General features: G+C 62.4%; 14 protein-coding genes. 4 read left to right on the forward strand and 10 right to left on the reverse strand.

What is annotated here, in order from left to right:
- Window positions 1-72 precede the first annotated feature (72 nt).
- Together NKI95_RS15105 and NKI95_RS15110 are read right to left on the reverse strand one after the other, a co-directional pair.
- Window positions 73-513 carry a YqaA family protein gene (locus NKI95_RS15105; protein WP_352717634.1) on the reverse strand — a complete coding sequence of 147 codons (441 nt, stop codon included), beginning with the start codon at window positions 511-513 and terminating at the stop codon, window positions 73-75.
- A gap of 13 nt (window positions 514-526) precedes the next feature.
- Window positions 527-2,035 carry a multicopper oxidase family protein gene (locus tag NKI95_RS15110; protein ID WP_352717636.1) on the reverse strand — a complete coding sequence of 503 codons (1,509 nt, stop codon included), beginning with the start codon at window positions 2,033-2,035 and terminating at the stop codon, window positions 527-529.
- 592 nt (window positions 2,036-2,627) lie between these two features.
- Between NKI95_RS15110 and NKI95_RS15115 the strand changes: the two genes are divergently transcribed.
- Entirely contained in the window at window positions 2,628-4,544 is a 1,917-nt protein-coding gene (locus NKI95_RS15115) for a multicopper oxidase domain-containing protein (RefSeq protein WP_352717638.1), read from the forward strand.
- Between the two features lie 74 nt (window positions 4,545-4,618).
- Here NKI95_RS15115 and NKI95_RS15120 read toward each other — a convergent pair whose 3' ends face one another.
- The 3 genes from NKI95_RS15120 to NKI95_RS15130 are packed head-to-tail and all read right to left on the reverse strand — an operon-like array spanning window position 4,619 to window position 6,663.
- A complete protein-coding gene (locus NKI95_RS15120) occupies window positions 4,619-5,332 on the reverse strand; it encodes a HoxN/HupN/NixA family nickel/cobalt transporter (protein ID WP_352717640.1) in 714 nt (237 codons plus the stop codon).
- A gap of 30 nt (window positions 5,333-5,362) precedes the next feature.
- Complete coding sequence (locus NKI95_RS15125; RefSeq protein ID WP_502909161.1) at window positions 5,363-6,403, reverse strand: cation diffusion facilitator family transporter; 1,041 nt, start codon at window positions 6,401-6,403, stop codon at window positions 5,363-5,365.
- Entirely contained in the window at window positions 6,400-6,663 is a 264-nt protein-coding gene (locus tag NKI95_RS15130) for a metal-sensing transcriptional repressor (protein WP_352717641.1), read from the reverse strand. The genes NKI95_RS15125 and NKI95_RS15130 overlap by 4 nt, the downstream gene beginning before the upstream one ends.
- 104 nt (window positions 6,664-6,767) lie before the next feature.
- Between NKI95_RS15130 and NKI95_RS15135 the strand changes: the two genes are divergently transcribed.
- Window positions 6,768-7,439, forward strand: coding sequence for a TIGR02117 family protein (locus NKI95_RS15135; protein WP_352717643.1), 672 nt, complete (start codon window positions 6,768-6,770; stop codon window positions 7,437-7,439).
- Between the two features lie 25 nt (window positions 7,440-7,464).
- On the opposite strand, the gene NKI95_RS15140 is transcribed toward NKI95_RS15135, so the two are convergent.
- Genes NKI95_RS15140 through NKI95_RS15155 form a run of 4 tightly spaced genes read right to left on the reverse strand, consistent with a single transcriptional unit; the run spans window position 7,465 to window position 9,611 of the window.
- The gene (locus NKI95_RS15140) at window positions 7,465-7,788 is read right to left on the reverse strand and encodes a BrnA antitoxin family protein (RefSeq protein WP_352717645.1); all 324 of its coding nucleotides are present in this window, start codon (window positions 7,786-7,788) and stop codon (window positions 7,465-7,467) included.
- Entirely contained in the window at window positions 7,766-8,056 is a 291-nt protein-coding gene (locus NKI95_RS15145) for a BrnT family toxin (RefSeq protein ID WP_352717647.1), read from the reverse strand. Before NKI95_RS15145 ends, NKI95_RS15140 begins: the two co-directional genes overlap by 23 nt.
- Before the next feature lie 48 nt (window positions 8,057-8,104).
- Window positions 8,105-9,346, reverse strand: a complete 1,242-nt coding sequence (locus NKI95_RS15150) for an FAD-dependent monooxygenase (RefSeq protein WP_352717649.1) — start codon at window positions 9,344-9,346, stop codon at window positions 8,105-8,107.
- A 19-nt stretch (window positions 9,347-9,365) separates the two neighbouring features.
- On the reverse strand, window positions 9,366-9,611 hold the full coding sequence (locus NKI95_RS15155; protein WP_254820632.1) for a zinc-finger domain-containing protein: 246 nt from the start codon (window positions 9,609-9,611) through the stop codon (window positions 9,366-9,368).
- A gap of 150 nt (window positions 9,612-9,761) precedes the next feature.
- On the opposite strand from NKI95_RS15155, the gene NKI95_RS15160 reads away from it, so the two are divergent.
- On the forward strand, window positions 9,762-11,963 hold the full coding sequence (locus NKI95_RS15160; protein WP_352717651.1) for an RNA degradosome polyphosphate kinase: 2,202 nt from the start codon (window positions 9,762-9,764) through the stop codon (window positions 11,961-11,963).
- A complete protein-coding gene (ppx, locus tag NKI95_RS15165) occupies window positions 11,963-13,495 on the forward strand; it encodes an exopolyphosphatase (protein ID WP_352717653.1) in 1,533 nt (510 codons plus the stop codon). The genes NKI95_RS15160 and ppx overlap by 1 nt, the downstream gene beginning before the upstream one ends.
- Window positions 13,496-13,515: 20 nt before the next feature.
- On the opposite strand, the gene NKI95_RS15170 is transcribed toward ppx, so the two are convergent.
- A partial coding sequence (locus tag NKI95_RS15170) for a hypothetical protein (protein ID WP_352717655.1) occupies window positions 13,516-13,756 on the reverse strand: 241 nt, incomplete at its 5' end.

Raw genomic sequence — 13,756 nt, forward strand, 5'->3', positions numbered from 1 at the left:
TGCTCGGGCCTTATTCGACGAGCGGTGATGCTCGGGAGGATCTGCCTTTTGGTCGATGGCGAGCATCGGGAACTATCTTAGCACCCACAATCCTCCTGCGATGATCACCGCATATCGTGCAGCCTTGCCCAATGCGACAAGCATCACGAATACGCCGAGATGCATGCGGGCCGCGCCTGCCGCGACGGTGAAGGCGTCCCCGACGACCGGCAGCCAGGCGAATAGGAGCAACCACGCGCCAAAGCGGCGAAAGGTCCGGCTCGCCCGCTGGTATCGTTCACGGGTGATGGGAAACCATCGCTTGCATTGCAGCGTATCGATGCCACGCCCCAGCATCCAGTTCACCACCGAGCCAAGCGTATTGCCGATCGTGGCGACCGCAAAAAGCAGCACCGGATCGCCACGTTCGGCGGCAACCAAGCCGGCGAGCATCACTTCCGACGAGATCGGCAAGATGGTTGCGGCGAGGAATGCGCTGGTGAACAGGGCGCAATAGATTGCCAGTACAGCCACGTCGAGCGGCCGGCTATGCCTGCACGTCGATGACGCCCATCATGCCAAGCTGCTCGTGCTCCAGGATGTGGCAATGATACATCCTCCGCCCGGGGCGATCCTGGCGCAGCAAAAGCCGCACCGTTTCGCCGCGCGCCACGTTGACCGTGTCCTTCCAGGCGAGATAGGCCGGTTTCGAGACCTGCCCACCACGTTCGTGCTCGACCACCTGGAACTGCGTCCCGTGAACATGGAACGGATGGTCCATGTCGGCCTTGTTGACGATTTCCCAGAGCTCGACCTGTCCTGTTTTCGACACTACGTCGATGCGGCCCATGTCGAACGCCGCGCCGTTGATCAGGAAGCCCATCTGCATATCCGTCGCGCTCATCGTCATCGTCTCGGTGAACACGAAACGCCGGCTGACGGCAGGGGTGCCAAGTTGTGCAATTGGTCGAAGCTTTTCCGGCAGCGGAGGAAACGCCTCTGCAGGTGTGTCCGAAACATTGACCGTAAGCAATGTCAGGCCTGCATCGGCGGGGCGGCCTGCGCCCATCCAGCCGCGATCGTAGTCGAGCATGTTCAGGGTGACGGTTCCCGGCTTCTCAAACGAGACGATCAGTTCAAGGCGTTCCGCCGGGCTGAGCAGGACATCCTTGGCTGCCACCGGCGCCTCCAGCAGACCGCCATCGGTGCCGATGATCGTCATGGGTGCGCCGTCGAAGGAGAGCCGCAAAAAGCGCGCGTTGGTCGCGTTGTAGAACCGAAATCGCCGCTTTGTTCCAAACGGGACCGATAGCGCGGGATTTTTCTGTCCGTTGACCAGCACGTGATCGCCGACGCGCCCGTTCATCAAATCGACCATGGTGTTGTCCGGCATGGTGCCGTCGGCGGCAAGGCGAAGGTCTGTGAACACAAGCACAGTGTCGCGATACTCGGCCGGGATCGGGTCCGCCTTCGGCTTGACCACGAACGCGCCGGCAAGTCCGCGATAGACCTGCTCGGCCGTCTTGCCGTGCGGATGGGGATGATACCAGTACGACCCCGCGCTTCCTTCGGGCAGTTCGAAGCTGTAGGTGCGCTCCGTGCCCGTCGCAACGGGGTCCATCGGATTGCCATCCTGGTCAGCCGGAACCGGCATGCCATGCCAATGGATGGTGCTCGTCTCTTCAGGAATTCGGTTCGTGAATGCAATCTCGACACGGTCGCCTTCAGTCACCTCGATCAATGGCCCCGGGCTCATGCCATTGTACCCAAGGATTGGCGTGTCGAGCCCTTCTGCAAAGCGAACCATGGCGGGTTCAGCCGTGAGGTTTGCTCTGAACAGGCGGGGCGCATTGGCTTCATTGGCTAGCAGCGGCAACTCGCGCAACGCCTGGCCCTCAGGCAGCATGGCCGCGCTTTTTGGTGCCGCGCCCATGTCGTGGCCCGCGTGACCGCCCATATCCATGCCGGGCATCTCGTCCATCTTCATCTGGGCGATGGCGCGCGGGCTAGCGAGAACCGTGGCAACGCCTGCCGCCAGAAAACTGCGTCGATCCATGTGTTGTCTCCGAGATTAAGGTCACGCGCGTCGGCACGCGGTGTAACTCAGGTGGTACGCTCCGTAGCCAGATTGACATTAGCCTCGGTCACGTCATGCCACCGTCTTCAGCGCCTTTTCAAGCGGGCGACATAGGAGGCGGAGGTCATGCCCTCGATCCCAATTTGAATCGCGGGAGCGGAAACTGGCTCGGCTGGGGTTTATGAGCAACGGCGTTCATGGGTTTGCAGCTCCAACTGGGTAGCTGCCACACGATAGAGGTTCCCATCACGTGAAGGTCAAGGGACAATTTTCGAGCGCTGCTTCGGCACGACAGCGATGATTTGAGTTGGCTCAAAAGCCCTTGACGTTCCTGTGATGGGAAGCCTCATAACAATCCCACTAGAGGAGAGCCGCAATGATAAGACTGACAGTTCCGGAAATTAGCTGCGGGCAGGCGCCATCAGATCAGTCGGTTACAACGAAAAATTGGCCTGCCTGAACAGCGTACGGCCGGCGCGGATCATAAGAGCGCCAGCCGCGTTTGTTGCCATTAGGAGTTGTATAACAAGCCGCGTGGGCGCGTGCGGCGGCAGGTCAAGGGTTCATCCTGATGCTCATCCAACCGATCGATTATTTCCTCGTCGTCTGGTTCGCGCTGGCGCTGGCTTCGACGCTTTATGTCGGCATCGACCAATATCGCAACAATCCCGAGCCGGTGGTGATGAAATGGGGCTTCATCCTGGTTACCCTCTATATGGGTCCGCTCGGTTTGCTGCTCTACGTGCTCGCCGACAAGGAGCCCCGGCCGGGCGAGCATGAGGTGTTCACTCGGCCGCTCTGGAAGCAGGGCGTCGGCTCCACCATCCACTGCGTCGCGGGCGATGCCACCGGCATCATTCTTGCCGCCGCCGTCACGGCGGCGCTCGGCCTGCCGATGTGGATCGACCTGATCGTCGAATATCTCGCCGGCTTTGCCTTCGGCCTGTTCATCTTCCAGTCGCTGTTCATGAAATCGATGATGGGCGGCACGTATCGGGAGAACGTGCGCAAGAGCTTCCTGCCCGAGTTCATCTCGATGAACTTCATGATGGCCGGCATGGCGCCGGTCATGAGCTTCCTGATGATGGGCCGCGACATGCGTGCGATGGAACCGACGGAGCTTTTGTTCTGGGGCGTGATGTCGATCGGCGTCATCGCCGGTTTTGCGCTTGCCTATCCGGCCAATGTCTGGCTGGTCGCCCGGGGGCTGAAGCATGGGCTGATGACGCAGCGCGCGCAGCCAGCCGGCATCGATGGTCGGCAGCAGCCTGCAACGAGGCAACATGCGCAGATGCAAATGCAGCAGGCCGACGCCAGTGCACATCGCGGGCAGCGCCACGATATGGCTTCCCACAAAGGCAAAGGCGGCGGCCATCACATGGAGACAGATGCCACGACGCCGCAGGTCGCTGCGCTAGGTGCCGTCTCCCTGCTGGCGCTCGCCATCGGCATGATCGCGCCGGCGAACTGGCTGAACCTGACGCTGTCGGCACGCGACGTCGGCGGGGTGATCATGCCGCAAGGCATGATCATGGATCGCGACACGCCGGCCGATACGATGCGCGATATGGCTGCCACCGATCCGCGCCTCGTGGCCGCCTCTTATGGTCTGACGGCAAAGGGTGACCAGGACCTGCCGTTTCGGATGGAGAATGGCGTCAAGGTATTCGAGCTCAGGCCTTCGGTGGTCCGCTGGCAGATCCTGCCGGACGTTGCGGTCGACGCCTATGCCTATAATGGCCAGATTCCCGGCCCGCGAATTCACATTCGCCAGGGCGATCGGGTCAGGATCAACGTCACCAACGGCCTGCCTGAGGAAACGACGGTGCATTGGCATGGCTTGATCCTGCCGAACCAGATGGATGGGCCGGCCGAAATCACGCAGGCGCCGATCGAGCCCGGCCAATCCTATTCATACGAATTCACCGCAACCCAGCACGGAACCTATTTCTACCACCCCCATGCCAAGCCGGACCGGACCCAGGCGCTCGGCCTCTACGGTGCGCTGATCATCGATCCCGCCAATCCCGCCGATGAGGTCGCGGCCGACCATGATTACGTCATCGAGCTTCAGGAATGGCTGGTGCGGGAAGGGCTGACCTACCCGTCGATGCCGATGGACGGCGGCATGCCGAATTTCTTCACCATCAACGGCAAGGCCTATCCCTCGACCGAGACGATCCCGATGAAGGTCGGCGAGACGCTCAAGGTGCGGTTCATCGGCACCAACAACGGCTTCATCCATCCGATGCATATCCATGGCGGACCGTTCGAGGTCGTTGCCCGCGACGGCGAGACGATCCCTGCCTCGGGTCGTTTCCTTGCCGATACGGTCAACGTCGGGCCGGGTCAGCGCTACGACGTGATCTGGAAGGCGCAGCGTCCGGGCAAATGGCTGATCCATTGCCACATCCCGCATCACACCACCAACAACAATGTCGAGGAGAAGGGCGGCGGCGGGCTGATGGTCGTGATCGATGTGACATGACCGGCGTCGCCTTGGCTCGTTCCAACCGCTGCACCGGCCCGGACGATATGCGGTGGCTGGGGCCAAATTTTCTCTCAAGCTGAGGTTATCTGCCAGACAGCGACGCCGGCAAGGGCGAGACCGGCGGCGCCCTCGATGGCCCGGGAGATGGTTTCGAACAGCCGTGGCTGGCGCGCGAAAAACTGTACAAGCCGTTCCCGAAACAGGATCGACAACACGGCGACGCAGGACAGCGTCAGTGCCACGCCGACCATCATGGTGATGGCAAACAGGACGCCCGCTGCCGGAACACCCCTGGAGATCGCGAAAGTCATCGCGAAAAGCGTCAGCGGGCATGGGATCAGGCCTGCCATGACGCCGACAGCCTCGCCCTCGTGCCTGTGGTGATGGCTGTGACTCAAAGCGCGCCAGAGCATCCAGACGCCAATGAGGCCGAGCAGCCCGCGACTGATATGCTCCAGAAGCGGAGCGCGGCCGACGCTGCCCAATGCTATTGAGACCAGTGGCAACGAGAGAGCCGCAATCAGAACGGCAATCGTCACATGCGTGAACGACAGCGTGACAGATACGAGCAGGCCGCGTGAAACCTTCGCATCCGAACCGGCAAGATAAGTCGCCAGGACGGCCTTGCTATGACCCGGCGTCAGCGCATGGGCAGCCCCGAACACGACGCCCATCGGCAGGAAGGCCACGAATGCCAGCAAATTGCCTCCGGCCGCAAGCAGCTTGATCTGCTCGCCGAGCGTCAGGTAGATCGTGCGCTGAAATTCGACGAGCGTCTGGAACATCGGACGAGACAAGCAAAAAATGGGCGAGCGTCAGTGCATTTGGCCGTGGTCATGCGTGTGCTCGTGAGGGCGCGGATGGTCGTTCTCTCCATGTTCGGTTGAAAACCGCACATTCGCCTCGGCCAGGGCTGGCATATGCTGGGACAGTTCGTCCTTCAGCGCTGCCGCGATCTTGTTCGCTTCCGACAGCGGCAGGGTTTCGTTTGCGGCAATTGCGATGTCGGCGTGCAATCTATGACCGATCCAGCGCGCCTTGGCATCAACAATATGCGCGCCCGGAACATGCTCGGCGGCATGTCGGATTTCATCCATCACACCGGGTTCGATTCCATCCAGCATGCGGGTCAGCACCGAGCGGGCCGATTGCCAGACGATACCGAAGATCGCAATCGTGATCAGCAGGCCGACGATCGGATCGGCCAAGGAAAAGCCGAGCCAGACGCCGATGGCTCCGATGACCACGGCAAGGCTGGTAAGTCCGTCGGTGCGGGCGTGGTAGCCGTCGGCAATGAGCGCCGCGCTGTTGATTTCGCGGCCGACGCGGATACGAAACACGGCAACCGCCTCGTTGCCGAGGAAGCCGACAATGCCCGCCGCCGTCAGCCAGCCGAGGTGTGTCACCACTTGTGGATTGATCAGCCTGTCGATGGCCTGGTAGGCGGCGACAACCGCGCTGAACAGGATGATGAGCACGATGATGATGCCGGCCAGATCCTCGACCCGGCCCAAGCCATAGGTGAAGATCCGCGACGGCTTGCGCCGCGCCAGCACGAACGCAACCCATAGCGGGATCGCCGTGGTCGCATCGCCGATGTTATGGATCGTGTCGGCCAGTAATGCCACACTTCCCGACAACGCAACCACGACCATCTGCAATGCCGCGGTGATGGCCAGGATTACGAACGACCATTTGATTGCCCAGATGCCCCGATCGGTGGTGGCAATTGTCGCATCGATGACGCCATGGGTGTGACCGTTCGGACCGTGACCGCCATGGCTGTGGCCATGTGAGGCGCGACCGCGCAAGCCGAACCCGAGCCAGTCCAGAATGCGGGCTACGATTGCATTCATAGATACTTCGCCAGCTGCTTGAGTTCCGCCAGCGAGTTGCCGCCGGTTTCTAGGCTGTCCGTCAGGCAATGCTCGATGTGGTCGTTGATCAGCTCGCGCTTGGCGCTGCTGATCGCTTTTTCCACGGCATGAAGCTGCTGCGCCAGATCAACGCAAGGGCGATGCGCCTCGATCATGGCCAGCACCGCCGCAAGGTGGCCTTGCGCGCGCTTCAGGCGCTTTATGATGGAAGGATGCGAGGCGTGGAGGTGATCTGACATGCCTCAGCATATCCTCCCGGGGAGGATATGCGTCAAGCTCTAAGTCAGCCGTGCAACTTCCGGAGAGGCTTCACCTTGAGCATTGCTTGTTCTATGCCTTTCCCATGAAGAAGCTTGCCCGTTTTCTTGGCCTGCTGGCCGTTGCAATAGCGCTAGCGGTAGCGCTGGGCACGCTGCTGCCGCGCCCGCTCTGGCCGGCGGCCGTTGCCGATCCGATCGGCGCAAGCCACCGCATCTTGGTGCTGCAAAATCCGATCCACACCGACATCGCCATCCCGGTCGACGACGATGTGCGCCGGCGCTTCCATTTCCTGGTCGATGCCGGCATTCCAGCCGACATGGTGGAGGTCCGCTACATCGTCTTCGGCTGGGGCGGCCGCGCCTTCTATCTGGAGACGCCGACCTGGTCGGAGCTGAAGGCAGTGCCGGTGGTGAAGGCGCTGACCGTCGATGCCTCGGTGATGCATGTCGACATTTCCGGCGAAATCGCCGAGCCGCATCCCGACGTCGCCGGCTTCGACATCGGCGACGAACGCTTTACCGCGCTGCTCGATTACATTGCGGCAAGTTTCCAGCAGGGGCCGAACGGGGCCATTCCGATCGAGAATGCGGCCTATTCCCGCTTCGACCGGTTCTTCGAAGCCAATGGCCATTTCAATGCGCTGGTCGGCTGCAACACCTGGACGGCGGCGGCACTGCGCACGGCCGGCCTGCGCACCGGATGGTGGAACCCGCTGCCGGCCTCGCTCGGCCTGTCGATGCGGCTTTACAATTGAAGCCCGAGGAATAGCGGCCGTCTCGTCAGCCGGTTTTGCGCTCGTGCTTGGCCACATATTCACGAAGCGCCCTGTTGATCGCGCTTTGATAGCCACGGCCTCCCGGCGCACGTCTCTTGAACCAAGCGACGAGATCCGAATCGAGTCGAAGGGTCAATTGCTGCTTGATCGGTTTGAAATAAGGATTGCGGACCGCAGCCTGCCAGAACTCTTCGGTCAATTCGGGGATATCGCTGGTATCGACATCGCTCTCCGGCCGCGCCTTCAGAGCCGTAATCTCGGCCTTCTGAGCTTCCGTCAGAGGAGGTGGATTTGCGGGGTCGAATTCATGTCGGACGATTTTGCGCATAACGTCTTTTCTCCTTGGGCGTGGCTTGCCGCGCGGAAATGATGCGGATCGCCTCGATTCCGTCTTCCTCTCGATCGGCATGCGCGATCAACAACACCAATATGCTGTCAACAACGCCTATCGTCTGCCAGCGATACTCGCCCTCTTCAATCCGATCCTGCGTCGTCAATGCGAAAGGGTCGAAGAAAACATGACTGGCGATCTCGAAACTCACGCCATGCTTGCAGAGGTTCGAGTTTGCCTTTTCGGCGTCCCATTCAAATCGCAATTCATGCCTCGCATAACGACAATTATGTAACTACAAATTGGCACTACGTCAAGATGATACGCTGTCCGAGGTTTCCAGCGCTCGCCAGCCATAGAGCCAGTCGAGATCGGCGGCGAGTTTTTCGGGTGAGCGCATCGCCAGGAACAGGTTGCGGGCCATCGCCACCGGCCCGGCCGCGTGCCAGGCGAGGCGGTTGACGGCGCCGCGGCGGGCGACCTGGGCGACGCGCGGCCGCCGCGCCTGTTCCCAGGCGGTAAGCGCCCCCTCAAGATCGGCCGGCGAAGCGGCAACGAAGCCGGCAAGCGTCGCCGCGTCCTCGATCGCCATCGCCGCGCCCTGTGCGGCAAACGGCGTCATCGCATGCGCCGCATCGCCAATCAGCGCGATGCCTTCCGGCGTCGTCCACCGCCGCTGCTCGACGGTGTGGATCGGCCATGCCGTCCACGGCGCGGCCTCGCTCGCCAGACGGACCAGCGCCGGCGCGGCACCGCGCATGGCGCTTGAGAGGCTGGTGGGATCGGCATGCCCCGACCAGCCCTCGGCGATGCGCTTGCCCCTGGTGAAGGCAGCGAGATTGAAGGCAGTGCCACGGCTGACCGGATAGGCGACCATATGGAAGCCGGGATAGAGGAAGGCGGTAACGCAATCGGCCGCACCGATCGCTGCAAAGGTTTGTCCGGCGGGGCTGTCGGCGGCCACCGTGGCGCGCCAGGCAAGCTCGCCCGAAAACCGGCTCCTACCGAATTCGGCCGCCTTGCGGGCAAGTGTTTCTCGCACTGACGACCAGACGCCATCGGCGCCGATCAGCAGACAGCCAGCCTCGACCGTTTCGCCATCAACCGATGCAGTGACGGCGACACCTTTCGGTCCGGCTGTGATGTCGGTCACCCGCGAGCCAGCGATCAGATCGATACCGGGCTGCTCCGAAACTCGCTGCATCAGCGCTGACTGCAGATCGGCGCGGTGGGCAACGAGATAGGGCGCTCCCCAGCGCGTTTCTGCGGCCTGGCCAAGCGGTACGCACGCCAGCTTGCGCAGCGTGGCGGCATCCTTGAGCACGACCGCCTCCGGCCGCACCGCCGTCGCCAGCAGCCGTTCGAGTACGCCGAGCTGCCGTAGGATACGCGTCGCGTTAGGTGAAAGCTGGATGCCGGCGCCGGCAGCCTCGAGGTGCTGCGCCTGTTCGAACAGTTTTATCCGATAGCCGCGCTCGGCGAAGGCCAGTGCCGCGGTCAGCCCGGCGACGCCCGCCCCGGCGATGACCACCTGCCGGGACTGCGTTTCCTGCATCAGGCTTGTCGCGGAAGAATCAGGCGGCCTGGTCGATATAGAGGCAGCCCGGCGGCTGCGTTTCCAATGCCTTCAGCTTCGGCGAATATCGATAGAGCGTCGAGCAATAGGGGCAGACCTTTTCATTGTCGTCGCCCATGTCGAGAAATACATGCGGATGGTCGAAAGGCGGATTGGCGCCAGTGCACATGAATTCCTTGACGCCGATGTCGATTGCCGGATAGCCCGCATCGTTCTGGAAATGGGGAATGGAACCGCCTGCCATCGTCGTCTCCTGATCTTGTCGATTGCATCTGGATCATAACCCGTCTCTTTGCAAGATCGATGAAATGAAACTGTCGCAAAAGCCTGTCAGAGGATAAGTTAAGCCGGTTAACACCGTAATCCGCGGACGGGTGTGAGAAGAGCAGGAACTATGAACGAACTGAAGCCGGTGCAGAACGAATTCATCACCATCGAGGCTGCGAGCCGCGAAGGCGGCAATCCTGACCGCTTCGTCAACCGCGAGTTTTCCTGGCTGCAATTCAACCGCCGCGTGCTCGAGGAATCGCTGAACGCCAATCATCCGCTGCTCGAGCGCGTTCGCTTCCTGTCGATATCGGCAGCCAATCTCGACGAGTTCTTCATGGTCCGCGTCGCGGGTCTTGCCGGCCAGGTGCGCGAAGGCATCGTGCTGAAGAGCCCGGACGGGCGCACCCCCGAGCAGCAGCTCGAACAGTTGCTGCGCGAGGTAGAGCGCCTGCAGGAGGACCAGCAGAACAGCCTTTCGGCGCTGATGCTGTTGCTCAACAAGGAAGGCATCGAGAGCATCACCCGCGATGCCCTGACCAAGGACGAGAAGACCTGGCTCGAGGACCATTTCCAGGAGCAGGTGTTTCCGGTGCTGACGCCCCTGTCGATCGACCCAGCGCATCCGTTTCCGTTCATTCCCAATCTCGGTTTCTCGATGGCGCTGCAATTGCGCCACCGCAAGAACGGCGAGGAAATGAGCGCGCTTTTGCGCCTGCCGGTGGCGCTGAGGCGCTTCATCCGCTTGCCGGATCGCAAGCATCACGTCCGCTTCGTTCCGCTCGAAGAGGCGGTCAGTCTCTACATCGGCAAGCTGTTCCCCGGCTACGAGGTCAAGGGCTCCGGCACGTTCCGCATCATCCGTGACAGCGATATCGAGGTCGAGGAAGAATCCGAAGATCTGGTGCGGCTGTTCGAGACGGCGCTGAAGCGTCGCCGCCGCGGCTCGGTCATCCGCATCGAGTTCGACAGGCTGATGCCGTCCGAACTGCGCGACTTCGTCGCCGGTGAGCTTGGCGTCTCGGCAAGCCGCATCAGCGTGCTTACCGGGCCGCTGGCGCTTAGCCAGATCTCGGAGATCGTCGCCGTCGCCCGCGACGATCTGAAGTTCACGCCCTACAATCCGCGCTTCCCCGAGCGCATCCGTGAGCACGGCGGCGATTGCTTTGCCGCCATCCGCGAGAAGGACATCATCGTCCACCACCCTTACGAATCCTTCGACGTGGTGGTGCAGTTCCTGCGCCAGGCGATGGCCGATCCGGAAGTGGTGGCGATCAAGCAGACGCTCTACCGCACCTCCAACGATAGCCCGATCGTACGCGCTCTGGTCGACGCCGCCGAGGCCGGCAAGTCGGTGACGGCGCTGGTCGAGCTCAAGGCGCGTTTCGACGAGGAGGCCAACATCCGCTGGGCCCGCGACCTCGAGCGCGCCGGCGTCCAGGTTGTCTTCGGTTTCCTCGAGCTCAAGACCCACGCGAAAATGTCGCTGGTGGTGCGGCGCGAGGACGGCAGGCTACGCAATTACGTGCATCTCGGCACCGGCAACTACCACCCGGTCACCGCACGCATCTACACCGACCTGTCCTTCTTCACCACCGACCCGACGATCGCGCGCGATGTCGCGCAATTGTTCAACTTCATCACCGGCTATGCCGAGCCGGCCGAGCAGATGCGGCTGGCCATATCGCCGTTCACGCTGCGCAACCGCATTCTCAAGCACATTTCGGACGAGATCGGCCATGCGCTGGATGGCAGGCCGGCTCGCATCTGGATGAAGATGAATGCGCTGGTCGATCCGATCATCATCGATGCGCTTTATGACGCCAGCCGTGCCGGCGTCGAGATCGATCTCGTCGTGCGCGGCATCTGCTGCCTGAGGCCGCAGGTGCCCGGCCTGTCGGAGAACATTAGGGTGAAGTCGATCGTCGGCCGCTTCCTCGAGCACAGCCGCATCTACTGCTTCGGCAACGGCCACGGCCTGCCATCGGACGGGGCGATCGTCTACATCTCCTCGGCCGATTTGATGCCGCGCAATCTCGACCGCCGCGTCGAGACCATGGTGCCGATCACCAATCCAACTGTGCATGAGCAGGTGCTCGGCCAGATCATGCTCGGCAACATCATGGACAACCAGCAAAGTTTCGACGTATTGGCTGACGGAACCTCCCGGCGCGTTGTGCTGGAGGAGGGCGAGGAACCGTTCAACGCGCAGGAATATTTCATGACCAATCCGAGCCTGTCCGGACGGGGCGATGCGTTGAAGTCGCATGCCCCCAAGCGCATCGCGCAGTTCAAGCGCCGCAAGAAACAGAACGCAGCGACGGGCTGATGATTTCAGCGTCCCAGGGCCGGCTGCAGGACCGCCGACCGCTGTCCATCATCGATATCGGGTCGAACTCGATCCGTCTTGTCATCTATGAGGGGTTGGCGCGCTCGCCGACCTTGCTTTTCAACGAAAAGATGCTGGCCGGCCTCGGCCGCGGCATCGTTTCGACCGGAAAGCTCGATCCCGAGGCGGTGACGCGCTCGATGGAAGAGTTCCGCCGCTTCCACGCGCTTTCCGACCAGGCCGGCGCCGAGCGCATGTATGTGCTGGCGACCGCCGCCGCTCGCGAGGCCGTCAACGGCCCCGACTTCATCCACCGCGCCGAGGACGTGCTCAAGACCGAGATCCAGGTGCTGAGCGGCCGCGAGGAAGCCCATTATTCGGCACTCGGCGTCATCTCCGGTTTCCACCCGGCCAACGGCATTGCCGGCGACCTTGGCGGCGGCAGCCTCGAACTGATCGATATCGATGGTGAGACGATCGGTGACGGCATCACGCTGCCGTTGGGCGGCTTGCGCCTGCAGGACATGGCGAAGAACTCGCTGACCCAGGCGGCTAGGATCACGCGCGAGCAACTGGCGCGGGCGAAGCTGCTGAAGGGCGGGCAGGGCAGGGCCTTCTACACGGTCGGCGGCACCTGGCGAAACCTCGCCCGGCTGCACATGGAAATGACCAACTACCCGCTCGGCGTCATGCACCATTACGAGATCGGCATCGAAAGCGCCGCAAACTTCCTTCGGCAGGTCGCCAAGGCCGAGATCGATAAGATCAAAGGCATCGAGGGCGTCTCCAAGAACCGCCGCTCGCTGCTGCCCTACGGCGCCATCGTGCTGCAGGAGATCATGGCGGCGATGCAGCCCTCGAAGATCATCGTCTCGGCGCTGGGCGTGCGCGAGGGCTTTCTCTATTCGCTGCTCGACAAGGCCGAGCAGAAAGCCGATCCGCTGATCTCGGCGGCGGAAGAGCTTGCCCGCCTGCGCTCGCGCTCGGTCGACCACGCGCATGAGCTTGTCGAGTGGACCGGCAAGGCGTTCGCCGCCTTCGGCATCGACGAGACCAGGGATGAGGCGCGCTACCGCCACGCCGCCTGCCTGCTCGCCGATATCGGCTGGCGTGCCCATCCCGAATATCGCGGCAAGCAATCGCTCAACATCATCGCCCACGCCTCCTTCATCGGCGTCGATCATCCCGGCCGCGCCTTCCTGGCGCTTGTCAGCCTGTTTCGCCACGAGGGGGTGTTCAATGAAGCCGCTCCGGAAATCCGCGGGCTGGCGACACCGCGCTACCTCGAGCGCGCCCGCTTGCTGGCCGCGCTGCTGCGCGTCGTCTATTTGCTGACCGCGGCAATGCCGGGCGTCATGCCACGGCTGAAATGGGAAAACCGCGGCAATGGCGTGCTGGCGCTGGTGCTGCCGGCAGCGCTGGCCGATCTTTACGGCGAGCGGCCGGCCGGCCGGCTGGCACAGCTGGCAAGGGTCACCAACCGCAGGCTGGTGCTGGCAGTCGAGGGCGGGCCAAGCATGTCGGTGAAGTAGGCTGTCTCAGCCAAGTAATCTTAGGTCCGCCTCAAGGCAATCGTTTCAGGTTTTGCGCCGCCCCTCATTGCCCTGCCGGGCATTTCTCCCCGTATAGCGACGGGGAGAAAGAGGCCTTCGCAACGGATTTCGCTCACTTCCAGCGTTGCAGAAAGGGTGCCGGGGTCGCGGCCAGCTTCCTTCTCCCCGTCGCTATACGGGGAGAAGATACCGGCAGGCAGATGAGGGGCGGCGGCGACTTCTGCAGGTGGAAGAGTCGAG

It is taken from the genome of Mesorhizobium sp. M0306, from assembly GCF_040321655.1.
Taxonomy (GTDB): Bacteria; Pseudomonadota; Alphaproteobacteria; order Rhizobiales; family Rhizobiaceae; genus Mesorhizobium.